At 70.8% G+C, this 25,776-nt stretch carries 22 protein-coding genes and 2 pseudogenes; 14 read left to right on the forward strand and 10 right to left on the reverse strand.

Annotated features, from left to right (window positions below):
- The first annotated feature begins 3 nt into the window (after positions 1-3).
- Entirely contained in the window at positions 4-390 is a 387-nt protein-coding gene (locus ACH4ZX_RS05765) for a CPCC family cysteine-rich protein (RefSeq protein WP_398268019.1), read from the forward strand.
- Between the two features lie 250 nt (positions 391-640).
- Here the strand turns inward: ACH4ZX_RS05765 and ACH4ZX_RS05770 are convergent.
- Both ACH4ZX_RS05770 and ACH4ZX_RS05775 read right to left on the reverse strand, forming a co-directional pair.
- A protein-coding gene (locus ACH4ZX_RS05770; protein ID WP_398268022.1) for an IS5 family transposase occupies positions 641-1,437 on the reverse strand; the annotation gives its coding sequence in 2 pieces (ribosomal slippage) (positions 641-1,099 and positions 1,102-1,437; 795 coding nt in all).
- 45 nt (positions 1,438-1,482) lie between these two features.
- Positions 1,483-1,662 (reverse strand): annotated as a pseudogene (locus tag ACH4ZX_RS05775) (tetratricopeptide repeat protein); the annotation flags it as partial.
- A gap of 44 nt (positions 1,663-1,706) precedes the next feature.
- Between ACH4ZX_RS05775 and ACH4ZX_RS05780 the strand changes: the two are divergent.
- Complete coding sequence (locus tag ACH4ZX_RS05780) at positions 1,707-2,252, forward strand: HAD domain-containing protein (protein ID WP_398268025.1); 546 nt, start codon at positions 1,707-1,709, stop codon at positions 2,250-2,252.
- A 108-nt stretch (positions 2,253-2,360) separates the two neighbouring features.
- Here the strand turns inward: ACH4ZX_RS05780 and ychF are convergent, their stop codons facing one another.
- Positions 2,361-3,449 carry a redox-regulated ATPase YchF gene (gene ychF / locus ACH4ZX_RS05785; RefSeq protein ID WP_398268028.1) on the reverse strand — a complete coding sequence of 363 codons (1,089 nt, stop codon included), beginning with the start codon at positions 3,447-3,449 and terminating at the stop codon, positions 2,361-2,363.
- A 433-nt stretch (positions 3,450-3,882) separates the two neighbouring features.
- On the opposite strand from ychF, the gene ACH4ZX_RS05790 reads away from it, so the two are divergent.
- Positions 3,883-4,224: a DUF6542 domain-containing protein gene (locus ACH4ZX_RS05790; protein WP_398268031.1), complete on the forward strand. Its 342-nt coding sequence runs from the start codon at positions 3,883-3,885 to the stop codon at positions 4,222-4,224.
- 149 nt (positions 4,225-4,373) lie between these two features.
- On the opposite strand, the gene ppgK is transcribed toward ACH4ZX_RS05790, so the two are convergent.
- Positions 4,374-5,114 (reverse strand): polyphosphate--glucose phosphotransferase, encoded by a 741-nt coding sequence (gene ppgK / locus ACH4ZX_RS05795; protein WP_360742028.1) that lies wholly within the window; start codon positions 5,112-5,114, stop codon positions 4,374-4,376.
- Positions 5,115-5,143: 29 nt separating this feature from the next.
- Positions 5,144-6,154 carry a 4-hydroxy-3-methylbut-2-enyl diphosphate reductase gene (locus ACH4ZX_RS05800; RefSeq protein WP_398268034.1) on the reverse strand — a complete coding sequence of 337 codons (1,011 nt, stop codon included), beginning with the start codon at positions 6,152-6,154 and terminating at the stop codon, positions 5,144-5,146.
- A gap of 113 nt (positions 6,155-6,267) precedes the next feature.
- Between ACH4ZX_RS05800 and xseA the strand changes: the two genes are divergently transcribed.
- A complete protein-coding gene (gene xseA, locus ACH4ZX_RS05805) occupies positions 6,268-7,476 on the forward strand; it encodes an exodeoxyribonuclease VII large subunit (protein WP_398268037.1) in 1,209 nt (402 codons plus the stop codon).
- A gap of 9 nt (positions 7,477-7,485) precedes the next feature.
- On the forward strand, positions 7,486-7,737 hold the full coding sequence (locus ACH4ZX_RS05810) for an exodeoxyribonuclease VII small subunit (RefSeq protein ID WP_398268039.1): 252 nt from the start codon (positions 7,486-7,488) through the stop codon (positions 7,735-7,737).
- 109 nt (positions 7,738-7,846) lie between these two features.
- Here the strand turns inward: ACH4ZX_RS05810 and ACH4ZX_RS05815 are convergent, their stop codons facing one another.
- Complete coding sequence (locus ACH4ZX_RS05815) at positions 7,847-8,368, reverse strand: DUF4245 domain-containing protein (protein WP_398268042.1); 522 nt, start codon at positions 8,366-8,368, stop codon at positions 7,847-7,849.
- Positions 8,369-8,493: 125 nt separating this feature from the next.
- Here ACH4ZX_RS05815 and glpX point away from each other — a divergent pair, with 125 nt between their 5' ends.
- A complete protein-coding gene (gene glpX, locus ACH4ZX_RS05820) occupies positions 8,494-9,528 on the forward strand; it encodes a class II fructose-bisphosphatase (protein ID WP_398268045.1) in 1,035 nt (344 codons plus the stop codon).
- Between the two features lie 103 nt (positions 9,529-9,631).
- On the opposite strand, the gene ACH4ZX_RS05825 is transcribed toward glpX, so the two are convergent.
- Together ACH4ZX_RS05825 and ACH4ZX_RS05830 are read right to left on the reverse strand one after the other, a co-directional pair.
- A complete protein-coding gene (locus ACH4ZX_RS05825) occupies positions 9,632-10,006 on the reverse strand; it encodes a WhiB family transcriptional regulator (RefSeq protein WP_360742045.1) in 375 nt (124 codons plus the stop codon).
- A 216-nt stretch (positions 10,007-10,222) separates the two neighbouring features.
- Complete coding sequence (locus ACH4ZX_RS05830) at positions 10,223-10,915, reverse strand: DUF1707 domain-containing protein (protein WP_398268049.1); 693 nt, start codon at positions 10,913-10,915, stop codon at positions 10,223-10,225.
- A gap of 182 nt (positions 10,916-11,097) precedes the next feature.
- Between ACH4ZX_RS05830 and ACH4ZX_RS05835 the strand changes: the two genes are divergently transcribed.
- From ACH4ZX_RS05835 to ACH4ZX_RS05855, 5 genes are all read left to right on the forward strand, one after another.
- Positions 11,098-12,774: a fumarate hydratase gene (locus tag ACH4ZX_RS05835; protein WP_398268052.1), complete on the forward strand. Its 1,677-nt coding sequence runs from the start codon at positions 11,098-11,100 to the stop codon at positions 12,772-12,774.
- Between the two features lie 210 nt (positions 12,775-12,984).
- Complete coding sequence (locus ACH4ZX_RS05840) at positions 12,985-14,007, forward strand: endonuclease/exonuclease/phosphatase family protein (RefSeq protein ID WP_398268055.1); 1,023 nt, start codon at positions 12,985-12,987, stop codon at positions 14,005-14,007.
- 422 nt (positions 14,008-14,429) lie between these two features.
- Complete coding sequence (locus ACH4ZX_RS05845; protein WP_398268058.1) at positions 14,430-15,833, forward strand: class II fumarate hydratase; 1,404 nt, start codon at positions 14,430-14,432, stop codon at positions 15,831-15,833.
- Positions 15,834-15,905: 72 nt separating this feature from the next.
- Positions 15,906-16,610 carry a DUF402 domain-containing protein gene (locus ACH4ZX_RS05850; protein WP_398268061.1) on the forward strand — a complete coding sequence of 235 codons (705 nt, stop codon included), beginning with the start codon at positions 15,906-15,908 and terminating at the stop codon, positions 16,608-16,610.
- 293 nt (positions 16,611-16,903) lie between these two features.
- Positions 16,904-18,991 carry a SpoIIE family protein phosphatase gene (locus tag ACH4ZX_RS05855; RefSeq protein WP_398268064.1) on the forward strand — a complete coding sequence of 696 codons (2,088 nt, stop codon included), beginning with the start codon at positions 16,904-16,906 and terminating at the stop codon, positions 18,989-18,991.
- Positions 18,992-19,077: 86 nt separating this feature from the next.
- On the opposite strand, the gene ACH4ZX_RS05860 is transcribed toward ACH4ZX_RS05855, so the two are convergent.
- Positions 19,078-21,453: a transglycosylase domain-containing protein gene (locus ACH4ZX_RS05860; RefSeq protein WP_398268067.1), complete on the reverse strand. Its 2,376-nt coding sequence runs from the start codon at positions 21,451-21,453 to the stop codon at positions 19,078-19,080.
- 370 nt (positions 21,454-21,823) lie between these two features.
- Between ACH4ZX_RS05860 and ACH4ZX_RS05865 the strand changes: the two genes are divergently transcribed.
- Complete coding sequence (locus ACH4ZX_RS05865) at positions 21,824-22,348, forward strand: PadR family transcriptional regulator (RefSeq protein WP_398268071.1); 525 nt, start codon at positions 21,824-21,826, stop codon at positions 22,346-22,348.
- Positions 22,345-22,512 (forward strand): annotated as a pseudogene (locus ACH4ZX_RS05870) (ATP-binding cassette domain-containing protein); the annotation flags it as partial. The gene ACH4ZX_RS05865 and the pseudogene ACH4ZX_RS05870, both read left to right, overlap by 4 nt.
- A gap of 231 nt (positions 22,513-22,743) precedes the next feature.
- Here the strand turns inward: ACH4ZX_RS05870 and ACH4ZX_RS05875 are convergent.
- Complete coding sequence (locus ACH4ZX_RS05875; RefSeq protein WP_398268074.1) at positions 22,744-23,031, reverse strand: hypothetical protein; 288 nt, start codon at positions 23,029-23,031, stop codon at positions 22,744-22,746.
- Positions 23,032-23,750: 719 nt separating this feature from the next.
- Between ACH4ZX_RS05875 and ACH4ZX_RS05880 the strand changes: the two genes are divergently transcribed.
- A complete protein-coding gene (locus tag ACH4ZX_RS05880) occupies positions 23,751-24,962 on the forward strand; it encodes a transcriptional regulator (protein ID WP_398268077.1) in 1,212 nt (403 codons plus the stop codon).
- The last annotated feature ends 814 nt before the right edge of the window (positions 24,963-25,776 follow it).

Here is a 25,776-nt window from a genome sequence, read left to right on the forward strand (position 1 = left end):
GGCATGCGTTGGCCCCCAACGGCCGTTTACTGGTGTCCGCGGACTGGTCGGGGGTGCCGAGGCGGCGAAATCCATGGCACACCGGCGGGACGGGGGGACGACGGGGTCCAGTTCCGCTGGCCGACCATGGACGGCGGAGCGGACAAGGTCTCCCTGATCGAGGCCCAGCGCAATAACCAGGACTTCGGTGCCTGCGATCAGCACAGCTGGCGGTACGTCCGCCCTCCGGCCGAGGACGAGCCGCTCGACCCCGCCTGGCGCCCCATCGACCTGACACGTGACTCTCTCGAGGACTGGGCAGCCGAGGACCGCACTCCGTGGCCCGATGACCGCTCGGTGCTCTGCTGGTGGCTCGCCACCTTCTGGCGCCACAACCACCCGGCGTCATAACCTCCCACATCGAGCAACTCGTCCAGCAGCTCGTAGCACGACATTCGACTCACTGCCGCGCAGGACGCGGCAATCCGACGCGAAGGCGGGTGAGCACCCGACTCCCCTCTGTAGCATCATCTGACCAGGCGTTAGCAGCCCGGCACAGAGACTGGGAGGTCGGACGAGGGATGACGAGCACGCCGAAACCAGCGCAGCCGATCAGCCCAGCCGCCTACGGAGCCCTAGTCGGCGCGCTTAAGACGTCGTCTCATTTGGAGAGTCTGCGGTAGCAGATGAGGCTGCAGGCGATGGCGGTGAAGGCGAGGAAGTGTTCGGCCTTGCGCTCGTAGCGCCGGTGCAGGCGACGGCAGCCGGCAAGCCAGGACATCGTGCGCTCGATCGTCCAGCGGTGCCGGCCCAGCCGCGTGGATGACTCGATGCCCTTGCGGGCGATGCGGTGCCGGATGCCTCGCTTGCGTAGCCATCGGCGCAGGTGGTCGTAGTCGTAGCCCTTGTCCGCGTGGAGCTTGGCGGGCCGTCGTCTGCGCGGGCCGCGGCGGGAGCGGATCGGCGGGATGCCGCGCACCAGCGGTTCGAGTGCCTGGCTGTCGTGCAGGTTCGCGCCGGAGATGCCGACAGAGAGGGGTAAACCGGTCCTCTCGGTGATCAGGTGGATCTTCGAGCCCTTCTTGCCCCGGTCGACAGGATTCGGACCTGTCAGGTCCCCCCTTTCAGGGCCCGCATGTTCACCGAGTCGATCGCGCAGCGCGACCAGTCCAGGTCTCCGCGCGAGCCCAACTCGTCGAGGATGACGCGGTGGAGCTTCGCCCAGACCCGAGCGGCGGTCCATTCGGTGAAGCGCCGGTGCGCGGTCGGCCCCGAAGGGCCGAAGACCGGCGGCAACTGCCGCCAGGTGCAGCCCGTCGTGGCCACGAAGATGATCGCCGCGAGGACCTCACGGTCCCCGTACCGGCGCCGGCCTCCGCCCTGCGGCCGGGTCGGAGCAGGTGGTACCACCCGTTGGAACAGTTCCCACAGCTCGTCCGGCACCATGCGCTCAACCATCACCACACGGTGCAGACTACCCAGCACGCCAAATGAGACGGCGTCTTAGGCGAGGGCTTCGCGGGCGCGGCGCGCGAGATCGGCGGCGCCGGGAACGCGGCGGCGCTGATAGACCGCGAGCGTGGAGCGGATTGAAGTGATCGCCTTGCGGGTGCGGTCGGAGGTCATGCCCTCCATGAGGACGAGGGCCTGGGTCCAGGCGGCGACGGCCTCGTCGGCGCGGGCCAGCTCTGACCAGCCATTCGCCCCGGCTTCACCCGGAGGAACCAATGCGCCCGCCCTACCTGCTCCTCGACATCGACGGCGTCCTCGTACCCTTCCCCAACGCGGACGGCTCGACCCCGGCCACCCACGCCCGCCACGACGTCGTTCCCACCGGCCGGAGCGCCGACAACCCGGTCACCGTCTGGCTCGATCCCAACCATGGTCGCCTGCTCATGGACGTGATCCGTACCGGCCTGGTCACCCCCGTCTGGTGCACCAGCTGGCGGCAGGACGCCACCACCCTCATCGGCCCTTTACTTGGCCTCCCGGACCTGCCGTACGTCGACCTGCCGCGCCCCCGGATCACCACCAGCCACCCCAGCGGCTACCTCTGGAAGCGCGACCACGTCGACGCCTGGCTGGCGGACGCCCCCGCCGTCTGGATCGACGACGACTTCACCAGTCTCGACCACGCCTGGGCGGCGGAGCGCACCGCCGAGGGGACGGCAACTCTCCTCGTCCAGCCCGACCCACACCTCGGGCTGCAGCCCGAGCACCTGTCCGAGGTCACGAAGTGGGCCTCGCAGTTACCCACAGCCCGCGCCGCCTGACGACTGGTGCCCTCGCTGCCACGAGCAGCGAGGGCACCAGGGTGCGCTGTGGGGCCCAACTCGCCCAACCCGCTCCGCCGCAGGTCAGACGGCCTTTCGTTGAACGAGTCAGACGTTGAACCTGAACTCCACCACGTCCCCGTCCTGCATGACGTAGTCCTTGCCTTCCATGCGTGCCTTGCCCTTGGCGCGGGCCTCGGCGACCGAGCCGGCTTCCACCAGGTCGGCGAAGGAGATGACCTCCGCCTTGATGAAGCCCTTCTGGAAGTCGGTGTGAATGACGCCGGCGGCCTCGGGGGCGGTGGCGCCCTTCTTGATGGTCCAGGCGCGGGTTTCCTTGGGGCCGGCCGTCAGGTAGGTCTGCAGGCCGAGGGTGTCGAAGCCGACGCGGGCGAGGGTGGCGAGGCCGGGCTCGTCCTGGCCGACGGACTGCAGGAGCTCCAGGGCCTCGTCCTCGTCCAGCTCGGCGAGGTCGGCCTCCAGCTTGGCGTTGAGGAAGATCGCCTCGGCGGGGGCGACCAGGGTGCGCTGCTCGTTCTTGAAGTCCTCGTCGATCAGCTCGTCCTCGTCGACGTTGAAGACGTACAGGAACGGCTTGGCCGTCAGCAGGTGCAGGTCGTGCAGGAGCTCGTTGCGCTCGGTGCCCTGGACGATGCCGTGCGCGAAGAGGGTGTCGCCCCGCTCCAGGATCTCCTTGGCCTCCTCGACGGCCTTGACCTTCGGAGCGACGTCCTTCTTGATCCGCGACTCCTTCTGCAGGCGCGGCAGGACCTTCTCGATCGTCTGCAGGTCGGCGAGGATCAGCTCGGTGTTGATCGTCTCGATGTCGTCCTTGGGCGAGACCTTGCCGTCGACGTGGACGACGTTCTCGTCCTTGAAGGCGCGGATGACCTGGCAGATCGCGTCCGACTCGCGGATGTTCGCGAGGAACTTGTTGCCGAGGCCCTCGCCCTCGGAGGCGCCGCGCACGATGCCCGCGATGTCCACGAAGTCGACCGTCGCTGGGAGGATGCGCTGCGAGCCGAAGATTTCGGCCAACTTGGCCAGCCGCGGGTCGGGCACGCCGACCACGCCCACGTTGGGCTCGATCGTGGCGAACGGGTAGTTGGCCGCGAGCACGTCGTTCTTGGTCAGGGCGTTGAACAGGGTCGACTTGCCGACATTCGGCAGACCGACGATTCCGATCGTGAGCGACACGTTGCGACTTCCCGTACGTGAGAGGGGGCTGGGCTGCGGGCCCGGTCCTTCTTCGGTGCGCGGGCGGGCCGATCCCCCAGTCTACGGCGTGCCGGGGGCGGCCCCGGTTCCGCGCCGGTGCCTGGCCGAGCTGTGCCCGTCGGCGTGTCTGAGGGGCTATTCGACACATAAACCGACCTAAGTTGGTCCAGTGGAGCATCACAGGACGCGACCCCCGCACGACGGACCGCGACGCGGGACCCCGCCGCTGCCCTCACAGGCGGCACGCGGCGGGGTCGGTGGTGCGCGGCCCGGACAGCGCCGCCCGGCCCACCGGCCCCCGCCTCGGCGGGCACCGGTACGGCAGTCCGGGCCGGCCCCGGCCGAGGCGGCGCGGCGGCTGCCGAACCCACGGCTGACCGGGCTGGGCGGCGGGCTGTTCAGCTGTGCGGCGATGTTCGCGCTCGGCTGCGTGGACGCGGTGCTGTTCGGGTCATCCCTGACGGCCTACGGCGTGCTGTTCCTGCCGGTGTGCGCACTGACCGCGGCGTGGATCAGGCGGGGCGATCTGGTGACCGCGCCCGTCGTCGTGCCGATCGCCTTCACGGTCGGGCTCGCCGTGGTGGCCGACGGCGGAGGCGGGCCGGCCGGCCGGCTGATGGGCCTGGTGACCGCCCTCGCCACGCAGGCGGGCTGGCTGTACGGGGGGACCCTCGTCGCCGGCGCGATCGCCGCCGTGCGCGGGCTGCGTCCGGCCGGCCGGGGGGCCGCCTACCGACATCCGCCACCGGTGTGAGTCGGCTGTGAGCCACGGCCGCAAGGGGAGGAGGCCCCGTTCGGCAGGCCGGGAGGGGAGCAGTCCCCGTTCGGCGGGCCGGGAGGGGAGCAGGCCCCGTTCGGCAGCACTGCCCGGCCGCCCCACTCGGCCGCCTCGTCGCGACGGCCCTACTCGGCCGCCCGCATCGCCGCGCCCACGATCCCCGCGTTGTTCTGCAGCTGCGCCGGGACGATCTCCGCCTTGATGCCCTCGATGAAGTGCAGGAACTTCTGCGACTTGCGGCTGACGCCGCCGCCTATGACGAACAGTTCCGGAGAGAACAGCATCTCGACGTGGGCGAGGTACCTCTGCACGCGGCGCGCCCAGTGCTCCCAGGTCAGGTCCTCGTCGTCCTTGGCCTTGCTGGAGGCGCGCTTCTCCGCGTCGTGGCCGTGCAGCTCCAGGTGCCCCAGCTCGGTGTTGGGCACGAGGACGCCGTCGACGAACACCGCGCTGCCGATGCCGGTGCCGAAGGTCAGCAGGATGACCGTGCCCCGGCGGCCCTGGCCGGCGCCGAAGCGCATCTCCGCCACGCCGGCCGCGTCCGCGTCGTTGACCACCGTGGTGGGCAGCCCGCCCAGCCGCTCGGTGAACAACGCGCGCGCGTCGGTGTCTATCCAGCTCTTGTCGACGTTCGCCGCGGTGCGGACGGTCGCCCCGCCCGTGACCACGCCCGGGAAGGTCAGCCCGACCGGGCCGGTCCAGCCGAAGTGGTCGACGACCTGCCGCACGCCGTCCGCCACCCCGTCGGGTGTCGCCGGCTGCGGGGTGAGCACCTTGAAGCGCTCCTCCGCGAGGTCGCCCCTGTCGAGGTCCACAGGGGCGCCCTTGATTCCGGATCCACCGATGTCAACGCCGAAGATCTGCATGGCTCTACGTTACGACGAACGACTGACAGTCACTCCGCCGAGGTGCCGGTGCGCTCCGCGATGAGCGTCGCCGCCTCCTCGCGCAGGTCGCGCCGCAGCTCCTTCGGCAGCGAGAAGATGATGGACTCCTCGGCGGTCTTGACGATCTCGACGTCCTCGAAGCCGCGCCGCGCCAGCCACTCCAGCACCTGCTCGACCAGGATCTCCGGGACGGAGGCGCCGGAGGTGACGCCGACCGTGGACACGCCCTCCAGCCAGGCCTCGTCGATCTCGTCGGCGAAGTCCACGAGGCGGGCGTCGCGGGCGCCGGCGAGCTTGGCGACCTCCACCAGCCGCTTGGAGTTGGAGGAGTTGCGGGAGCCGACCACGATCACCAGGTCGGCCTCGGCGCCCATCTCCTTCACCGCGAGCTGGCGGTTCTGGGTGGCGTAGCAGATGTCGTCGCTCGGCGGGGAGATCATCTGCGGGAACTTCTCCTGCAGCGCGTCGACGGTCTCCATGGTCTCGTCGACCGACAGCGTGGTCTGCGACAGCCACACGACCTTGGACGGGTCGCGGACCTCGACCTTCGCGACGTCGCCGGGCCCGTCGACGAGCTGGATGTGGTCGGGGGCCTCGCCGGAGGTGCCGATGACCTCCTCGTGGCCCTCGTGGCCGATCAGGAGGATGTCGTAGTCCTCCTTGGCGAAGCGGACGGCCTCCTTGTGGACCTTGGTGACCAGGGGGCAGGTCGCGTCGATGGTGGCGAGCCTGCCGCGCGCGGCCTCCTCGTGCACGACGGGCGCCACGCCGTGGGCGGAGAACATGACGATGTTGCCCGGCGGGACCTCCTCCGTCCGCTCGACGAAGACGGCGCCCTTCTTCTCCAGGGTCTGCACGACGTACTTGTTGTGCACGATCTCGTGGCGCACGTAGATCGGAGCCCCGTACTGCTCCAGGGCTTTCTCCACGGCGATCACGGCGCGGTCGACGCCCGCGCAGTAGCCCCGGGGAGCGGCGAGCAGGACACGTCGGCCAGACGAAGCAGTCATGGCACCCATCGTAAGGCCGCGTCCGGGGCCGGAGATCACTCCGGGGCGAGGCAGGGGCGAGGCAGGGGCAAGGCGGGGCCGAGGGGGGCCGCGCTGTCGGTGGCGGCCGTTACCCTCGCGGCATGGCTGTCAACACGTCCGCGGAAGCGCCCCTGCCCGTGGGGGAGGTCTCCCGGCTCATCGGGGGGTGGATCGACCGGCTCGGGGCCGTGTGGGTCGAGGGACAGATCACCCAGCTGTCGCGGCGGCCCGGCGCCGGCGTCGTCTTCCTCACGCTGCGGGACCCGTCGTACGACATCTCCGTGAGCGTGACCTGCTACCGGCAGGTGTTCGACGCCGTCGCCGACGTGGTGGGCGAGGGCGCCCGGGTCGTCGTGCACGCCAAGCCGGAGTGGTACGCGCCGCGCGGGCAGCTGTCGCTGCGGGCCGCGGAGATACGGCCGGTGGGGGTCGGCGAGCTGCTCGCGCGGCTGGAGCAGCTGAAGAAGTCCCTGGCCGCGGAGGGGCTGTTCGCGGCCGAGCGGAAGAAGCCGCTGCCCTTCCTGCCGCAGCTGATCGGGCTGGTGTGCGGGCGGGCGTCGGCCGCCGAGCGGGACGTGCTGGAGAACGCCCGGCACCGCTGGCCCGCCGTCCGCTTCGAGGTGCGCAACGTCGCCGTGCAGGGCGTGCACGCCGTGCCGCAGGTCGTGCAGGCCGTGAAGGAGCTCGACGCGCTCGACGACGTGGACGTGATCATCGTGGCGCGGGGCGGCGGGAGCGTGGAGGACCTGCTGCCCTTCTCCGACGAGCAGCTGGTGCGCGCGGTCGCCTCCTGCCGTACGCCGGTGGTCTCGGCCATCGGGCACGAGCCCGACAACCCGCTGCTGGACTTCGTGGCCGACCTGCGGGCGTCCACCCCGACCGACGCGGCGAAGAAGGTCGTGCCGGACGTGGGCGAGGAGTACGAGCGGGTGCGGCTGCTGCGCGACCGGGCGCGGCGCTGCATGGCGGCGTTCGTGGAGCGGGAGGAGCGCGGGCTGGCGCACGCGCTCGCGCGGCCGGCGATGGAGGACCCGCACCGGATGATCGAGGCACGCGCCGGCGACGTGGAGGCGCTGCTCGAGCGGGGCCGGCGCTGCTTCGGGCACCAGCTGGACCGCGCCCTGTCGGAGCTGACGCACACGCACGCGCGTGTGGTGGCCCTCTCCCCCGCCGCGACCCTCAAGCGCGGGTACGCGGTGCTGCAGCGGGCGGACGGCCACGTCGTCCGCGCCCCGGACGAGGTCACGCCCGAGGAGGCGCTGCGGGCGCGGGTGGCCGAGGGCGAGTTCACGGTTCGAGTCGACGCATAGGGTGGGCGGATGACCAGCAAGGCGGATGAGGCGCTCGGGTACGAGCAGGCGCGGGACGAGCTGATCGAGGTCGTACGGCGGCTGGAGGCGGGCGGGACGACGCTGGAGGAGTCCCTCGCGCTGTGGGAGCGCGGCGAGGAGCTGGCGAAGGTCTGCCGGCGCTGGCTGGAGGGCGCGCGGGCGCGGCTGGACGCGGCGCTGGCGGAGGAGGAGGCGGCGGCCGAGGGGGGAGCGGCCGAGGGGAAGCGCGACGGAGCGTAGCCGCGCCGCCGGCGGCCTCTGGTCGCCCTGATACCCGGCGGCACCTTCGGTGCGTCCGGTGCCTCCGGTGCTTCCCCGGCGCGGCATACCGCCGGCGCGTCCGGTGCGGCTACTTCAGCTTCAGCGCGCGCGCCATCTCGGTCAGCTGCCCGAACGAGCCGGTGCCCGCCACCACGGTCGTCGAGCCCTTGCCCGGGAGCACCAGCGCGTCGTACCGGCCACCGCTGTAGCGCTTCCACGTCCGGCCGTCGATCTTCTGGGTGACTTCGGTCGCCCGCGCGCCCTGGCTGGCCTCGTCGATGAAGACGGCCGGCTTCTGAGTCGACTGCTCGATCTGCACGTACTGGTCGTCGGGGGTATGGAAGCCCAGATGCCAGGAATCGAAGTGGTCGCCCTGGAAGCGCACCGAGGTCGCCTTCCAGGTCTCCGGCAGTCCCTCCGGCGCGGCGACCGGGTACGACGCCGCGCGGCGCGCCGTGAGCAGCTCGACCCGGTAGTCGACCCGCTTGATGTCCGGAGCCGAGTCGTCGTGCGGGATGAAGACGTAGATGACCGCCGCCGCGATCCCGATCAGGCCCAGGGAAAGGATCATGTCCCGGACCGTCTTCTGCTTGCCGTTCGAACCTGCCACGCCCCCTATGGTCGCAGGTGTCCGGCGCGCTCATCCGTGGGGTCCCCTGCTCATTTTGTATGCTCGACGATAGAGTCGGGGGTAACCCTCATCCGGCCGTCGTCGTATCAGAAAGGTGCGCTCCGATGACCGAAAACCATCATCTGCCGTCCGAGCTCGAAGTGCCCAGCGAAGCCCCCGACCGCAACCTCGCCCTGGAACTCGTCCGGGTGACCGAAGCCGCCGCGATGGCCGCCGGCCGCTGGGTCGGGCGCGGCGAGAAGAACGGCGCCGACGGTGCCGCGGTGCGCGCCATGCGGACCCTGGTGTCCACGGTCTCGATGAACGGCGTCGTCGTCATCGGCGAGGGCGAGAAGGACGAAGCCCCGATGCTGTTCAACGGGGAGCGCGTCGGCGACGGGACCGGGCCCGAGTGCGACATCGCCGTCGACCCCATCGACGGCACCACGCTGACCGCCAAGGGCATGCCGAACGCGATCGCCGTGCTGGCCGCGGCGGACCGCGGGTCGATGTTCGACCCGTCCGCCGTGTTCTACATGGACAAGCTGGTCACCGGCCCGGAGGCCGCCGACTTCGTCGACATCGACGCGCCCATTTCGGTGAACATCCGCCGGGTCGCCAAGGCCAAGCGCTCCACCCCCGAGGACGTGACCGTCGTCATCCTGGACCGGCCGCGCCACCAGGGCCTCATCCAGGAGATCCGGGAGGCCGGCGCGCGCATCAAGCTGATCTCCGACGGCGACGTCGCCGGGTCGATCTACGCGCTGCGCGAGGGCACCGGCGTCGACATGCTGCTCGGCATCGGCGGCACGCCCGAGGGCATCATCTCGGCCTGCGCGGTCAAGTGCCTGGGCGGCACGATCCAGGGCAAGCTGTGGCCCAAGGACGACGAGGAGCGGCAGCGGGCGGTGGACGCGGGTCACGACCTGGACCGCGTGCTGACCACCGACGACCTGGTCTCCGGCGAGAACGTCTTCTTCGTCGCGACCGGCATCACCGACGGCGAGCTGCTGCGGGGCGTGCGGTACCGGTCCGAGACCGCCGTCACCGACTCGATCGTGATGCGGTCGAAGTCCGGGACGGTGCGGCGGATCAACTCCGAGCACCGGCTGAGCAAGCTGCGGGCCTACAGCGCGATCGACTTCGACCGGGCCAAGTAGCCGACTCGCCGGCTGCCCGCAGGGGCTGCTCGCGGCAACCGCGCTCAGCGCGAGAAGGGGCGCCCTCTGGTGCGGAGAGGGCGCCCCTCGGCGTTGGTGCCGGCTATCCCGCGGCCGCTATGCGGGCCGCTCTGGCGGCCTTCTTCAGCTCCATGTCGCGGCGGCGGCGCCGGGCCAGGACCACACGGCGCTCCGCGGCGGTGAGACCGCCCCAGACGCCGTACGGCTCGGGCTGCAGCAACGCGTGCTCGCGGCACTCGACCATGACCGGGCAGCGCGCACAGACGCGCTTGGCCGCCTCCTCGCGGGACAGCCGGGCGGCGGTGGGCTCCTTGGAGGGGGCGAAGAACAGGCCGGCCTCGTCGCGGCGGCACACCGCCTCGGTGTGCCAGGGCGCGTCTTGGTCCCTGTCTCGCACTGGCACCCGCTGGGCCGGCACGGCAGCTACCTGCAGGGACGAATGCGGCGGTTGCAGCACGGTCTACTCCTGACGACGGCTTCGCGAGCGAGAGACGATGCAGCAAGGCCTACCCGCTGTACGCGTGCCTATGCACTGAGTCCCCGACGGCCGGCGCCCCCGGCACCGCCCCCGCGCCACCGCCCCCCACCGCCGCCCGCACCATGTCACGCGAGCGGCCGGAGACGGCCGGACGACGGCCGGACGACGGCCCGACCGCGGCCGGGTTCACGACCGTCAACGGTCCAGGTGCCTGCGCAAACCCTTGTCGACCTTGCGCTGCACACGGTCGAGGATGTCCGCGACGACCTTGCCCCGCTTCGGCCGCCCCTCCACGTTGCCCAGCACGGCCCAGCCGTCGATGTAGACCACCGGCGCCTCGGGCTCGGGCGAGTCGAGCGCGTCCACCTCGAAGTTGCCGAGCACACCGCCGCCGGTGCCGCGCAGCGACACGTTCTCCGGGACGCGGACCTGGATGTCGCCGAAGACCGAGATCGCCTTGATCATGACCTGCTGGTGCTCGAAGAGCGCCTCGCTGAGGTCTATCTCCACGCTGCCGAACACCGCGTACGCGTGGATGCGGCGCCCGGCGCGCCAGCGGCCCCTGCGGGCGGCGGAGGAGAAGACCGCGACGACGCTGTCGTCGGCGTCCGCCGGTATCGCGCCGGCGGGGGGACGGCCCGGGGCCGCGGCGTACGCGGGCGCGTCGCGGCGCTGGTGCGCGCCCGGCAGGTCCTTCACCAGGGGCTCGAGCTGGCCGACGGTCTTGGCCCGGTAGACCTCCTCGACCCGCTCGGCGTGTTCCTCGGCGGTCAGGCGGCCCTCGGCGAGGGCGTCGCGCAGGATGTCTGCGATACGGTCGCGGTCGGCGTCCGAGGCGCGCAACTCGGAGACGGCGGGCGCGGGCGGCGGCTGCTTCTGAAGGTCCACGGCAGCAGCGTACCGAAACGCGATAGATCGCGACTACCCCTCGTCCCACGCCTGTGGAAAACCGTGCCGCCGCGCCGTGCCGCCCGGGACTGAGCCCAACCTCACAGGCTCCGCGCCGACGGCAGGTTCTACGCTGGTGAGCGCCCGTCGGCGCTGACGGGCCGCCGTCCGTCGAGTGAGGAATGGGCACGATGCCTGAGTTCGCGTACACCGATCTGCTCCCCCAGGGAGAGGACACCACCCCCTACCGGCTGGTGACCTCCGAAGGTGTCTCCACCTTCGAGGCCGACGGGCGGACGTTCCTCAAGGTGGAGCCGGAGGCGCTGCGCAAGCTGGCCGAGGAGGCCGTCCACGACATCCAGCACTACCTGCGCCCGGCCCACCTCGCGCAGCTGCGCCGGATCATCGACGACCCGGAGGCCAGCGCCAACGACAAGTTCGTCGCCCTGGACCTGCTGAAGAACGCCAACATCGCGGCCGCCGGCGTGCTGCCGATGTGCCAGGACACCGGCACGGCGATCGTCATGGGCAAGCGCGGGCAGAACGTGCTCACCGAGGGCCGTGACGAGGAGACCCTCAGCCACGGCATCTACGACGCCTACACCAAACTGAACCTGCGCTACTCGCAGATGGCTCCGCTGACCATGTGGGAGGAGAAGAACACCGGCTCCAACCTCCCCGCCCAGATCGAGCTGTACGCCACCGACGGCGGCGCCTACAAGTTCCTGTTCATGGCGAAGGGCGGCGGCTCGGCCAACAAGTCGTTCCTCTACCAGGAGACGAAGGCCGTCCTGAACGAGGCCTCCATGATGAAGTTCCTGGAGGAGAAGATCCGTTCGCTGGGCACGGCCGCCTGCCCGCCGTACCACCTGGCGATCGTCGTCGGCGGCACGAGCGCGGAGTACGCCCTGAAGACGGCCAAGTACGCCTCCGCCCACTACCTGGACAACCTGCCCACCGAGGGCTCGCCGCTCGGCCACGGCTTCCGGGACGAGGAGCTGGAGGAGAAGGTCTTCGAGCTCACCCAGAAGATCGGCATCGGAGCGCAGTTCGGCGGCAAGTACTTCTGCCACGACGTGCGCGTGGTGCGCCTGCCGCGGCACGGCGCGTCCTGCCCGGTCGCGATCGCGGTGTCCTGCTCCGCGGACCGCCAGGCGGTCGCGAAGATCACCGCCGAGGGCGTCTTCCTGGAGCAGCTGGAGACCGACCCGGCGCGGTTCCTGCCGGAGACGACGGACGAGCACCTCGACGAGTCCTCCGACGTGGTGAAGATCGACCTGAACCAGCCGATGGACACGATCCTCGCCGAGCTGACCAAGTACCCGGTCAAGACGCGCCTGTCGCTGACCGGTCCGCTGGTCGTGGCCCGCGACATCGCGCACGCCAAGATCAAGGAGCGGCTGGACGCGGGCGAGGAGATGCCGCAGTACCTCAAGGACCACCCGGTGTACTACGCGGGCCCCGCGAAGACCCCCGAGGGCTACGCGTCCGGCTCCTTCGGCCCGACGACGGCCGGGCGCATGGACTCCTACGTCGAGCAGTTCCAGGCGGCGGGCGGCTCCAAGGTGATGCTCGCCAAGGGCAACCGGAGCAAGCAGGTCACCGACGCGTGCGCCGCGCACGGCGGCTTCTACCTCGGCTCCATCGGCGGGCCGGCCGCGCGCCTCGCCCAGGACTGCATCAAGAAGGTCGAGGTCCTCGAGTACGAGGAGCTGGGCATGGAGGCGGTCTGGAAGATCGAGGTGGAGGACTTCCCGGCGTTCATCGTCGTCGACGACAAGGGCAACGACTTCTTCCAGGACCCGGCGCCGCAGCCGACGTTCACCAGCATCCCGGTCCGGGGCCCCGGCCTGTCCTGAGCCGCCCGCAAGAGCCCCGCGGACCCCCCGGCGTCGCCGGGGGGTCTGCGCATGTTCCGGGAGGGACCGGCAGTTCCCGCACGCCGGGCCGGACGGATCTCCCGGGCCTCGGCGACGAGTGCCGCCACGCCTGCGAGACACAGAACCTGATGCACCGGGTGGCTCGTCATGGAGGGGGAGCAAGGGCAGAGGGAGTGCGGACGGGAAGCCATGAGTGAGCGGGGCAGCGGTGCGACGGCGGCGGTGAAGGCAGCGACGTCCCGGGCGACGGGGTGGTGGCCCGCGTACGGAAGCGCGGGCCACCGGGCGTCCTGGACGCGGGGGCGGGCGCTCGCCGCGCCGGCCGTGCTGACAGCGGTGCTGCTGGCGTTCCATCGGCTGGTCCCGAACACCCCCGGGCACCTGGGCAGTCTGCTGGAATCCTTCCTGCCCTGGTCCGGCCTGGTGATCACGGTGCTGTTCGGCCTGGCACTGCTGCGCCGCTCGGCTGTCGCGCTGGTGGCCCTGCTCCTGCCGGTGGCGGCATGGACGCACCTCTTCGGCGGGCTGCTGCTGCCCGCGACGAAGCCCGGTGGACACGACCTGGTCGTGGTGCAGCACAACGTCAGCGACGAGAACACCGACCCCGCGGGCACAGCCCGCTCCCTGGCCGACGCCGGGCCCGCCCTCATCGGCCTGGAGGAGCTGCTGCCCGCGGCGCTGCCGGTCTACGAGAGAACTCTCGCCCCGCGCTACCCCTACCACGCGGTGCTGGGCTCCGTCGGACTCTGGTCGAAGCACCCGCTCAGCGATGTCCAGAAGCTGGACATCAAACCCGCCGGGATCACGGAGCCCTGGAGCCGCGGACTCCGGGCAGTGGCCCACACCCGGCGCCGTGAGATCGCGGTCTACGTCGCGCACCTGCCCTCGGTCCGGGTCCACGCGACCGGCCTCGCCTCCTCCTGGCGCGACGAAAGCGCCCGCCTGCTGGGCAAGGCCGTCGCCGCCGAAAGGCTGCGCACGGTGATACTTCTCGGCGATCTCAACAGCACGGTCGACGACCGCGGTCTGACCCCGCTGACCTCACGGATGAACGTGCCGGCACGGGGCTTCGCCCTCAGCTTCCCCGCTGTCCTCCCAGTGGCCCGGATCGACCAGGTCATGGCCCGTACGGCGACCGTCGGTCACATTCGCGCCCTGCGCGCCACCGGCAGCGACCATCTCCCGGTCATCGCCCGGGTCACCCTGGGCTGAGGACATCTCCCCGGAGCCGACTGGCGCGAATCGCGTCGGCGGTCCAGGCAACGCACCTCGGCGGGGGCCGGTTTCGCCCCCGCCGCCCCTTCCCGTCCCGTCCCCAGGGGCTGCCGCCCCCTTCCCGTCCCATCCCCAGGGGCTGCCACCTCCTTCCCGTCCCGTCCCCAGGGGCTGCCGCCCCCTGCGACCCCGCTCCCGGGGCTCCGCCCCGGCCCCCGTTCGGCCCTGAACGGGCCTCGTCCTCGAACGCCGCACGGGCCGAGTGGTGGGCCTCCGCCCCGAGCCCCGGACGGGCCCCGTGGCGGCCTCCGTCCCCGGACCCCGGACCCCGGACGGGCTGAGTGGTGCCCGTGACAATTCGCTCCTGCGGGGAACAGGGGGCCCGTCGTCGGTGCTGTGGATCGTGGAGGTGATCGTCGATGGGCGACGAGCAGGACAAGGGCGGGTACCGCATCGAGCGGGACTCCATGGGCGAGGTGCGGGTGCCTGCGGATGCCAAGTGGCGGGCGCAGACGCAGCGGGCCGTGGAGAACTTCCCCGTCTCCGGCCGGCGCCTGGAGCGCGCCCACATCGAGGCGCTCGCCCGGATCAAGGGCGCCGCCGCCAAGGTGAACGCGCGGCTCGGAGTGCTCGACGAGGACGTCGCCGGGGCGATCCAGGAGGCGGCGGCGGAGGTCGCCCGCGGTGAGTGGGACGAGCACTTCCCCGTCGACGTCTTCCAGACCGGGTCCGGCACCTCGTCCAACATGAACGCCAACGAGGTCATCGCCACCCTGGCGAGCGAGCGCCTCGGGCGGGCCGTGCACCCGAACGACCACGTCAACGCCTCGCAGTCGTCCAACGACGTCTTCCCGTCCTCGATCCACATCGCCGCCACCGCCGCCGTCACCCGCGACCTGATCCCGGCCCTGGAGCACCTCGCCGCCGCCCTGGAGCGCAAGTCGGAGGAGTTCGCGGACGTCGTGAAGGCGGGGCGCACGCACCTGATGGACGCCACGCCCGTGACGCTGGGGCAGGAGTTCGGCGGGTACGCCGCCCAGATGCGCTACGGCGTGGAGCGGCTGTACGCCTCGCTGCCCCGGCTCGCCGAGCTGCCCCTCGGGGGCACCGCCGTGGGCACCGGCATCAACACCCCGCCCGGGTTCTCCGCCGCGGTGATCGAGGAGGTCGCCCGGGTCACCGGGCTGCCGCTCACCGAGGCCCGCGACCACTTCGAGGCGCAGGGCGCGCGGGACGGGATCGTCGAGACCAGCGGGCAGCTGCGGACCGTCGCCGTGGGGCTGACGAAGATCGCCAACGACCTGCGGTGGATGTCGTCCGGGCCGCGTACGGGACTGGCCGAGATCAGCCTGCCGGACCTGCAGCCGGGTTCGTCGATCATGCCGGGCAAGGTCAACCCGGTCGTCCCCGAGGCCGTGCTCATGGTCGCCGCGCAGGTGATCGGCAACGACGCCACCGTCGCCGCCGCCGGGGCGTCGGGCAACTTCGAGCTGAACGTGATGCTTCCGGTCATCGCCGAGAACGTGCTGGAGTCGGTCCGGCTGCTCGCGAACGTCAGCCGGCTGCTGGCCGACCGCACCGTCGACGGGATCGTCGCCCACCGCGACCGCGCCCGCGAGTACGCCGAGTCGTCGCCCTCGGTGGTCACCCCGCTCAACAAGTACATCGGCTACGAGGAGGCCGCGAAGGTCGCCAAGAGGTCGCTGGCGGAGCGGAGGACGATCCGTGAGGTCGTCCTGGAGAGCGGGTACGTGGAGCGCGGGGACCTGACCGTCGAACAGCTCGACGAGGCCCTGGATGTCCTGCGTATGACGCGTCCGTAACCTTTCGCCACGGCACCGTGAACCGTGCCGCGTTCCGCGGCGTCGTATGCCTGGGGCACCTAAAATCTGTTCATGGCAGAGGGCGGAGCGGTGAGAGCGGTGAGAGCGGACGGGGAATCAGGCGGTTCGACGGCGTTCTGGGCGCCCGGGAGCCAGATCCTGTGGCGGTACCGGGAGAACGCGGGCGAGCGCTTCCACATCGCGCGCCCGGTCACCGTCGTACGGGACGACGAGGAGGTCCTCGCCGTCTGGATGGCGCCCGGGACGGAGTGCGTCAAGCCGGTGCTCGCGGACGGCACCCCGCTGCACCGGGAGCCGCTGCGGTCCCGGTACACCAAGCCGCGGACCGTCCGGCGCGACCGGTGGTTCGGCACGGGCGTGCTGAAGCTGGCCCGGCCGGGCGAGCCCTGGTCGGTGTGGCTGTTCTGGGAGCCGGGCTGGACGTTCAAGAACTGGTACGTGAACCTCGAGCAGCCGCTGGCCCGCTGGGAGGGCGGGGTGGACTCCGAGGACCACTTCCTGGACATCTCGGTGCGGCCGGACCGCAGTTGGTGCTGGCACGACGAGGACGAGTTCGCGCAGGCCCAGCAGGACGGGCTGATGGACGCCGGGCTCGCCCGGCGGGTGCGGGAGGCGGGCGCGTCGGCGGTGGAGGTGATCCACGCCTGGGGGCCGCCGTTCTCGGAGGGCTGGCAGAACTGGCGCCCGGATCCGTCCTGGGGGGTACCGTCTCTGCCGGAGGACTGGGACCGTACGTCCGCGCACGTGTCCGCATGAGACCCTTGATGCGCCCCCGGCCCACAACCGTAGGATCGTCCTCCGCAAGGGCGCACAGTGGCAACTCCCGGAGCATGCGCTGGGCTTGACGACGTCACCGAGGGGCGGCAGGACGTGAGCGAGGGGTACGAGGGGAACACCGGCGCGAGTCACGAAAGAGTCGCCGGTGACACAGGAACAACCTCTGACCACGCGGGAATTCCGTTCCGGGGACACGTATTCCGGGTATCGGGATTCCTGCGGGACGAACTGCACGCACGGCGCGCAGCCCCGGACGGACGGATTCGACACGCGTGACGGAGCAGCCCATCTCCTTCGAACGCCCGCAGCCGGGCGCCGACCCCGCGGACCCTCGCGGGGCGCTCCTGCACACCCCGACGCCGGTCACGCCGCCGGCCGGTGCTGCGGCCTTACCTCTTCAGGCGCGCACGGGTGAGACGCCCTCGACGCCGGGTACGGCCGTGCCGCGCGGCGCGGGCACGGATCCCGTCGGCACCGACCCGGAGCACTCCCAGCCCGCCGGCGTCGAGCCCGGCACCCACCGTCCGCGGCCGGTGTCCGAGACGATCCCGGTCCAGCCGGGCGGCGAGCAGGAGCGCCCGCAGGCCGGCCCGGGCCCGGAGCGGCGCACCGGTCAGGGGCTGCCGCCCGGGCGGCCCACGCCCATGCGGCGGGACGGGGACCGGCTGAGGTTCGTGGGGGCCGCGACCCGGCGGATCGCCCGCGGCATCGACCTGGACGAGATCGTCATGGGGCTGTGCCGGGCCACCGTGCCGACCTTCTCCGACGCGATCCTCGTCTACCTGCGCGATCCGCTGCCGGTCGGCGACGAACGGCCCACCGGCCCGCTGCTGCTGCGGCTGCGCCGCACCGACCGGATCCCGGCGGAGCGGGACACCGAGGGCGGCTTCGCGCCGGTGCCGCAGGCCGAGTCGCCGGACTTCCCGGAGCTCGCGGCGCTCGGTGCGGAGCTGTGCGAGGTGCGGCCCGGCAGCGCGCTCGCCGAGGTGCTGCGGGGAGTCCGCCCGGTCTTCACGGACGCGCCCGCCGCGCGCGCGGCGCTGCCGGAGCTCATCGGCGACGGCGGCGAGTTCTGCGTGCCGGACGGGCAGCGGGCGATCCTCGCCCCGCTGCGCGGCCGGCGCCGGGTGATCGGCGCCGCGCTGTTCCTGCGCCGCCCGGAGCGCCTCGCCTTCGAGCCGGACGACCTGCTGGTGGCGGCCCAGCTCGCCACGCACAGCGCGCTCGGCATCGACAAGGCCGTGCTGTACGGGCGTGAGGCGTACATCGCCGACGAGCTGCAGCGCACCATGCTGCCGGAGACCCTGCCCCGCCCGACGGGCGTGCGGCTGGCGTCGCGTTACCTGCCGGCCGCCGAGACCGCGCGCGTCGGCGGCGACTGGTACGACGCGATCCCGCTGCCGGGCAGCCGGGTCGCGCTGGTCGTCGGGGACGTGATGGGGCACTCCATGACGTCGGCCGCGATCATGGGCCAGCTGCGGACCACGGCGCAGACCCTCGCGGGCCTGGACCTGCCGCCGCAGGAGGTGCTGCACCACCTCGACGAGCAGGCGCAGCGGCTCGGCACGGACCGCATGGCGACCTGCCTGTACGCCGTCTACGACCCGGTCTCGCACCGGATCACGATCGCCAACGCCGGCCATCCGCCGCCCGTCCTGCTGCACCTGGGCGGCCGGGCGGAGGTGCTGCGGGTGCCGCCGGGGGCGCCGATCGGGGTGGGCGGCGTCGACTTCGAGGCCGTGGAGCTGGACGCGCCCGCCGGGGCGACCCTGCTGCTCTACACCGACGGCCTGGTCGAGTCCCGGCTGCGGGACGTGTGGACGGGCATAGAGCAGCTGCGCGAGAAGCTCGCCGCGACCGCGCAGCTGACCGGGCCCGACCATCCGCCGCCGCTGGAGGCGCTGTGCGACGAGGTGCTGGACATGCTCGGCCCGGGCGACCGGGACGACGACATCGCGCTGCTCGCCGCCCGCTTCGACGGGATCGCGCCGAGCGACGTGGCGTACTGGTTCCTGGAGCCGGAGGACGCGGCGCCCGGCCGGGCCCGCCGGCTGGCCCGGCGCGCGCTGGCCCGCTGGGACATGGAGGAGCTGAGTGACTCCGTGGAGCTCCTGGTGAGCGAGGTCGTCACGAACGCGGTGCGGTACTCCTCGCGGCCGGTCACGCTGCGGCTGCTGCGGACCGACGTGCTGCGCTGCGAGGTCGGCGACGACGTGCCGCAGCTGCCGCGGCTGAGGCAGGCCCGGGCGACCGACGAGGGCGGGCGCGGGCTGTACCTGGTGAACAAGATGGCCAGGCGGTGGGGGGCGACGCGGCTGAGCACCGGGAAGGTGGTCTGGTTCGAGCTGAACCGGACGTAGGTGCCTGCTGGGCCCCACCGGCCCCAGGAACGCGTGAAGGGCGCCCGGCGAATCGCCGCCGGGCGCCCTTCACGCGTGGTCGCCCGCTACGGGGCCACCGGGTTGACCGGATCGACCGGGTTGCCGCTCGTCGGGGTCTGGCTCGGCGTCTGGCTCGGCGTCTGGCTGGGTGTCTGGCTCGGCGTCTGGCTCGGCGTCTCGGTCGGTGCCTGCGACGTCGGCGCCTCGCTGGTCGGCGTCTCGCTGGTCGGCGTCTCGCTGGGCGTCTCGCTCGGCGTCTCGCTGACCGTCGGCGAGGACGTCGGCTGGACCGCCGCGCCCTGCGTGGTCTCCAGGTCGAACTTCAGGCCGGTCTTGGAGACGCCGAAGGTGTACGCCGCCCAGATCTGCGCCGGGAAGCCGCCGCCGTTGACGCGGGGCAGGCCGCCCGCGTTGTACATCGAGACCTGCGCGCCGGTCTTGGCGTCCTCGCCGAACAGGCCGACCGAGGTGACCAGGTCGGGCGTGTAGCCGGTGAACCAGGCCGACCGGTTCTCGTCGGAGGTGCCGGTCTTGCCGGCGACCTTGCGCCCGTCGCGCTGGGCGTTGTCCCGCACCGACACCTTGGCCGTACCGTCGTCGACCACGCCGGTGAGCACGGAGGTGACCGTGTCGGCGGCCTCCCGGCTGATGACCTGCGCGCCGATCGGGTCGGGCAGCTCGACGCTGTGGGTGCTGTGCTCGACGGCCTTGATGATGGTCGGGGTGACCTTCTTGCCGTGGTTGTCGAGGGTGGCGTAGACGCCGGCCATCTGCAGCGGGCTGGCGCCCATGGTGCCGAGGGTCTGCGCGGGCACCGCCTGCAGGTCGGCGGTGTCCATGCCCAGGTGTCCGGCGACCTCGAGCACCTTGTCCATGCCGACGTCGACGCCCATCTGCGCGAAGACGGAGTTGACGGACTTGTTCATCGCCGTCTGGACGGTGATGTCGCCGTAGTTCTGGTGGTCCTCGTTCTCGGGGGCGAACCCGACCTTGCTGCCGCCGTCGACGACCTGGCGGTTGCTGGTGCCGTCGTAGACGGTGTTCGCGCTGATCGTCTTCCCGTCCTGCGTCTCGGCGCCCTCGTCGAGGGCGGCGGCGAGGATGACCGGCTTGAACGTGGAGGCGGGCTGGTAGTCGGTGCGGGTGGCGTTGTTGCGGTAGTGCTCGTAGTAGTTCTTGCCGCCGTACATGGCGACGACCGCGCCGGTCTTCGGGTTCACGGACACGGCGCCGGCCTGGACGTTGCCGTCGACCTTGCGCTTCTTCTTGTCCAGCTTGCTGGTGAGCTGCGACTTGGCGGCCTTCTCCAGCGCCGTCTGCTTCTTCTTCTCGATGTTGAGCGTGACGGTCCAGCCGCCGGCGTTGACCATCGTCATGGCGTCGTTGGTGTTGTCCGCGGTGCCCTGGGCCACCAGATGCCGGGCCAGCTGGGCGTTGGCCGCGTCGACCAGGTAGCCGACCTGGCCGCCCATGCCGGGCGCGGCCTTGGGCGCCTTCGGGATCGGGAACTTCATCTCCTGGCGCTTGGTCTTGTCCAGCCAGCCCTCCTCGACCATGTTGTCCAGGACGTAGTTCCAGCGATTCCTGACCAGCTCCCTGCCGGTGTCGGAGGCGACCGCCCAGTCGTACTGGCTCGGCGCCTGGAGCAGCGCGGCGAGGTAGGCGCCCTGCTGGACGGAGAGCTTCTCGGCGTCGACGCGGTAGTAGGCCTGGGCGGCGGCCTGGATTCCGTAGGCGCCGCGGCCGTAGTAGCTGGTGTTGATGTAGCCGGCGAGGATGTAGTCCTTGGACTTCTCGCGGTCCAGCTTCAGGGAGATGACCAGTTCCTTCAGCTTGCGCGTGATGGTCTGGTTCTGGGTCAGGTAGTAGTTCTTGACGTACTGCTGGGTGATCGTCGAGCCGCCCTGCGCGCCCTTGCCGGAGAGCGTGTTGATCAGGCCGCGGGCCGTGCCCCGGAAGTCGACGCCCGCGTCCTTGTAGAAGGTCTTGTTCTCGGCGGCGACAAAGGTGAGCTGGACCTTCTTGGGCACCTTCGCCAGGTCCACGATCTCGCGGTTGCGCTCGCCGGTGCGGGTCATGAGGCTGCCGTCGCTGTACTTGTAGACGTTGCTCTGCAGCGTCGCGTCGGCGTTCCCCTTGGGGATGTCGATCATCATGTAGAGCACGACGAAGGCGAGCATGCCGAGCAGGGTGAAGCCGAAGACCGTGCCGACGATCTTCTTCCAGGTGAACAGCCGGCGTATGAGACTCCTGCCGTCGCCGTTCCCGTTGCCGCCCTTGCCCTTGCTCCTGCCCTTGGCCGCCCTGCGGGCCGCGGCCCGGCCGCCCCCGGCCGCCGGCGCCCCGGACGCGTCCGTGGTGGCCGTCGTTCCGGACGAGCTCAGGGGCGTCGCGCGGCGGGCACCGCGCTGCCGCGCTCGTCTCTCTTCCGCTCGTCCCATTGGTCCGTTCCGCTCCGCTTCGCTCATGTGTGCTCGGATGTCACACAGGTTCGCCGCACAGGTCAGCTCAGAAAGCTAACACCGTGAGGTGCGGCAAAGGCCCGCCGATCCGGCGTTCCGCGGGCGTGAGAATCAGCACCCGCCCCAACAGAGCCGACGGCCGGCGGGCGCCGAGGGTTGCCTCCGGGAGGCAAAGTGCGACGCACGCGACAGTGCGGGCACCCGGCGGTGCGCCCGACCGCGGCCACCGGCCGGGCCTCTGTTCCAGAACCGTGACAATCGGCCGCCACCTGCGCGGGCGCACGGGCCGCCACGGTCCCCGCACGCGGCGTATACACACGGCGTATACATGGTGCGTACAGTGCTCGCCATGTCCATCGGTCACACACTCCTGGGACTCCTGGAGTCCGGGCCCCGCCACGGTTACGACCTCAAGCGGGCCTTCGACGAGAAGTTCGGTCACGACCGGCCGCTGCACTACGGCCAGGTCTACTCGACGATGTCCCGCCTGCTGAAGAACGGGCTCGTCGAAGTCGACGGCATCGAGCCGGGCGACGGACCCGAGCGGAAGCGGTACGCGATCACCGAGGCCGGCGTCACCGACGTCGAGCGGTGGCTGGCGACGCCGGAGAAGCCCGAGCCGTACCTCCAGTCGACCCTCTACACCAAGGTCGTCCTCGCGCTGCTCACCCGGCGCGACGCCGCCGACATCCTCGACACCCAGCGGGCCGAGCACCTGCGCATGATGCGGATCCTGACCGACCGCAAACGCACGGGCGACCTGGCCGACCAGCTCATCTGCGACCACGCCCTGTTCCACCTGGAGGCCGACCTGCGCTGGCTGGAGCTCACCGCCGCGCGCCTGGACAGGCTCGCGGAGGCGGTGACCCCGTGAACCGCACGCCCCCTCACCCGCCCGCGCCGGCCGGCTCCCTGCTGGTGGCCCGGGACCTGCACAAGGCCTACGGGCCGACGGCCGCCCTCGACGGCGCGGGCTTCTCCATCCACCCCGGCGAGGTCGTCGCCGTGATGGGCCCCTCCGGGTCCGGCAAGTCGACTCCGGGTTTGTGCACCTCAATACTCCCACAGGGGCGCGACCCTGTGTAGCCGAACGCGCGCGGGCGGCAAACTCGCAGGTCGGGGCACAGACGCGAGGCGCCCCCAACTGCGTGCCTTGCTCGCACAGTTGGGGGCGCTGGGGACCGCCCTGGACGGGGGCACCGGGACGGGGTCATGCGTGCTGCCCTTGCGCCTCGCAGCGCCCCGGAGCGGCAGCCATCGGGGGTGGTGCTAGGCGCCCTGTATGGCGCCCTGGGGTGCGTCGCTCTCGCGGTAGGGGTTGCCCTCGGCTGGAGTCACGCGCCAGAAGGTTTCCGCCATCGCCTTGAACTGACGGTGTGTCGGATTCAGGCCCGTGTGTTTCAGCGCCCAGACCTCAACTGGCAAACGCTCATTGTCAGTTGGTTGCGCCTGCGCCCCACACGCGAGGCACTCGGCGGAGTAGATGCCCTGCGGGGTGCCCGCGCCGGTTTCCGGCCCGAGTGTCCATTCAGCGGCTTTGATGATCGAGCGGGTCACAGTTCCCCCCTGCTGCGCCGGTTTGCTTCGGCCACAAGGGCATGCAGCCTGATCCTGCTGCCCTTTCCCTCGCAGTGCGGACACGCGCAGGGCGGATATCCGCTGGAGAGATCAGGCACGGTCGCAGGTTTCACTGTGTGCTTTCGGCGCACTTCGGTGCGGACGCCGGTTTCCGGATTGATCCGGTACACCTCAATGGTCATCACTGGACGCGCCCCCCGGGGCCCACCTGGGCGCCTGCGCGGGCGCTCCTCGGCTGGGGAACGATGTGTGCCACGTAAGGCCGGACCAGGGAGCCCGTGCGTTCCCAGGCTTCCTCTGCCTCCCAGTCGCGGGGTGGGAACCGCTCGGCGCGCTCCTGCGGACGCGGCTGCCGCGACTGGGCCGGGGGCGGGGCGTGCCGCTCCCTGCGGGTCCTGCGCGCTGTGACCAGCCTCGCACCCCAGACGTCCGGCGTGGGGCGCCTGCGGGGCGCTGGGGGCGCAGCGGGGGGTGTATAGGCGGCAGTGTGCTTGCCGGGGGTGCGTCGCCGGAATACGGCTCTCACCCGTTCGAGGGTTCGTGATAGGTAGGACATTGTCAGCGCTCCTCTGAAGCGTTGGCCACGCCCCCGGACGTTCGCCGCGTCGCGGGGGTACTTGCTGTCTGTCCAAGCTCCCGTCCGGCTGAGTCGCTGCCTAGCGGCCCCATGTAGGCCCGTTGTAGGCCAGACTTGAGACATGCGCGGAGAGACAGCGGCCCACATGATCCGGCGCCTGCGGCTGGGCGAGGGGTGGAGTCAGGCACGGCTAGCGGCAGAGGCTTGCCGCGCGGCCGGTTTACCGCCCGACACACTTACGAGGCAGGACGTTTACCGGTGGGAGAAAGGCAAACGCACTCCGCGCGAATGGCTTCCGTTCCTTGCTGCCGCGCTCGGCGTGCCTGCGGTCGAGCTTGAACAGGCAGCCGCAATGGGTGCCCAGGGAAGCGCCCCGGTAACCGTCGCTGACTTCCTGCCGGAGACTGATCCGCTTACCCCTTTGAAGGTGCGTCAGGGGCGCCGTATTGGCGCGGGTGATGTGACGGACCTAGCCGGACGCGTCCACGGTCTGCGCCTTGCGGATGACGTCCTGGCAGGGGGTGACCTAATCGGGCCTGCGCTGCGTGAGCTGAAATCCGCTATCAAGCTCTACCGCGAGGGAAGCCACACAGAGGATATCGGGCGCGCTTTGCTTTCCCAGATTGGCGAGTTGGCACAGATCGCCGGATGGATTGCCTCTGACGCTGGGCGCCACGAGGAGGCGGAACGTATTTACAAACTGGGCATGAGTGCTGCCCAGCAAGCGGGGGACGCAACGCTAGTCGGTAATCTCGCCGGATCGCTTGCTTATCAGTACAGCAATACCGGACAGGAACAGCAAGGCTTGTTGCTCGCTCGCGCAGCGCTGGAACAGGCAGGCGACGACGCGTCCCCGAAAGCACGTGCGCTGTACCTTGACCGCGTCGCCTGGGCGCATACGAAAGCTAATGAGGCGCAGCCTGCAATGCGCGCCCTGGGCGAGGCATCCGAAGCTCTGGCCGAAGATAGCGAGGGCCGCGAATCTCCCCAGTACCTCTACTGGGTTGAGGCAGGCGAATTGCAAGTCATGGAATCGCGCGTCTATACGGAGCTGAAGCGCCCATTGCGCGCCGTGCCGTTGCTGCGGGAAGTCCTCGCCCGGTACGACGCAACGCATACGAGAGAACTTGCTCTCTACCTTTCTTGGCTTGCCGTTGCTTTGGCTGATGCTAACGAGCCGGAGGAGGCAGCAGCAACCGCCCAGCGCGTCATCACGCTTTCTGCGGACGTGGCAAGCGAGCGGACAGCAGAGCGCGTAAAGGTGGTCCTGCGTAGACTTGAGGAGTACCAGGACGTGCCAGAGGTGCGGGAAATCTTGGATGAGGCAGCATAGGGGAACTTATGCGACGCATGGCCCGGGCAAGCGATCTGGCGAATATGGCATTCGCAGGGAGATGCGACCGCTGTTTTCGGCAATTCCCGTTTACTCGCCTTCATCCTTCAGACCACGAGGAAGATCGCTTGTATTGCGACTCATGCTTTATTGAGGTGTTCGAGTACGATCCGCCTCCCGCACATCACTAGACGCAGGAAACGCCCCCTCCGTCCGCCCGTAGGCGAGACAGGAGGGGGCGTTTCCGTGGTCGACTGTTCAGCGCTCGCGCGTCAGGAGCAAGTATTTCTGCCGCTCGAAGATTTCTGCCTTGACTCGCTCGACCTCCGCGCGACGCTCGACGCGCTTCCTCGCCCGATGCTCCTGCACCCTGGCCAGGACCCAACGCGCGCGCTCCTCGGACAGCGGGCGCCCGACAGGCGGCCCCCACTCCGCAGGGAAGACAGAGGCGCCCCGCATAGCGTCCGCCCTTTCGACCCTGCCCGTTCTCAGCGTGCTTGTTTCCATGACTACTCAACCTCGATTCCGGACGGCGTCTTTCTTTTCGCTGCGCCTCGCAGTGCACCGACTGCCGCAGCGACTAGCGAACCCTCTTCCGATTCGTCGACGTACGCGAGTTTTACGTAGTCACGGCTGCCCATAAATTCTGGGCGAGGATTACGCCGCTCGTATTGCTCGCCTGCGTGCATGGCGCCCTCGCGTCGAGCTGCCGCTACCTCGCCCGGAGAAAGGGGGCCGTCCGCGCCGGACAGGCGCCTGCTCCGCATTGCTCGACGCGTCTCCTTTTCCTGGGCTGCGTTTGCCCCCGCCCTTA

It is taken from the genome of Streptomyces sp. NPDC020490 (assembly GCF_044335305.1).
Classification (GTDB): domain Bacteria; phylum Actinomycetota; class Actinomycetes; order Streptomycetales; family Streptomycetaceae; genus Streptomyces.

Bases quoted from the DNA above. Each gene is read 5' to 3' on its own strand.
- xseA (WP_398268037.1), top strand. From the start codon at position 6,268: ATGGCTGTCAACACGTCCGCGGAAGCGCCCCTGCCCGTGGGGGAGGTC.
- ACH4ZX_RS05765 (WP_398268019.1), top strand. From the start codon at position 4: ATGCGTTGGCCCCCAACGGCCGTTTACTGGTGTCCGCGGACTGGTCGG.
- ACH4ZX_RS05835 (WP_398268052.1), top strand. From the start codon at position 11,098: ATGGGCACGATGCCTGAGTTCGCGTACACCGATCTGCTCCCCCAGGGA.
- glpX (WP_398268045.1), top strand. From the start codon at position 8,494: ATGACCGAAAACCATCATCTGCCGTCCGAGCTCGAAGTGCCCAGCGAA.
- ACH4ZX_RS05840 (WP_398268055.1), top strand. From the start codon at position 12,985: ATGAGTGAGCGGGGCAGCGGTGCGACGGCGGCGGTGAAGGCAGCGACG.
- ACH4ZX_RS05810 (WP_398268039.1), top strand. From the start codon at position 7,486: ATGACCAGCAAGGCGGATGAGGCGCTCGGGTACGAGCAGGCGCGGGAC.
- ACH4ZX_RS05800 (WP_398268034.1), bottom strand. From the start codon at position 6,154: ATGGGTGCCATGACTGCTTCGTCTGGCCGACGTGTCCTGCTCGCCGCT.
- ACH4ZX_RS05880 (WP_398268077.1), top strand. From the start codon at position 23,751: ATGCGCGGAGAGACAGCGGCCCACATGATCCGGCGCCTGCGGCTGGGC.
- ACH4ZX_RS05865 (WP_398268071.1), top strand. From the start codon at position 21,824: ATGTCCATCGGTCACACACTCCTGGGACTCCTGGAGTCCGGGCCCCGC.
- ACH4ZX_RS05790 (WP_398268031.1), top strand. From the start codon at position 3,883: ATGTTCGCGCTCGGCTGCGTGGACGCGGTGCTGTTCGGGTCATCCCTG.
- ACH4ZX_RS05860 (WP_398268067.1), bottom strand. From the start codon at position 21,453: ATGGGACGAGCGGAAGAGAGACGAGCGCGGCAGCGCGGTGCCCGCCGC.
- ACH4ZX_RS05780 (WP_398268025.1), top strand. From the start codon at position 1,707: ATGCGCCCGCCCTACCTGCTCCTCGACATCGACGGCGTCCTCGTACCC.
- ACH4ZX_RS05850 (WP_398268061.1), top strand. From the start codon at position 15,906: ATGGCAGAGGGCGGAGCGGTGAGAGCGGTGAGAGCGGACGGGGAATCA.
- ACH4ZX_RS05845 (WP_398268058.1), top strand. From the start codon at position 14,430: ATGGGCGACGAGCAGGACAAGGGCGGGTACCGCATCGAGCGGGACTCC.
- ppgK (WP_360742028.1), bottom strand. From the start codon at position 5,114: ATGCAGATCTTCGGCGTTGACATCGGTGGATCCGGAATCAAGGGCGCC.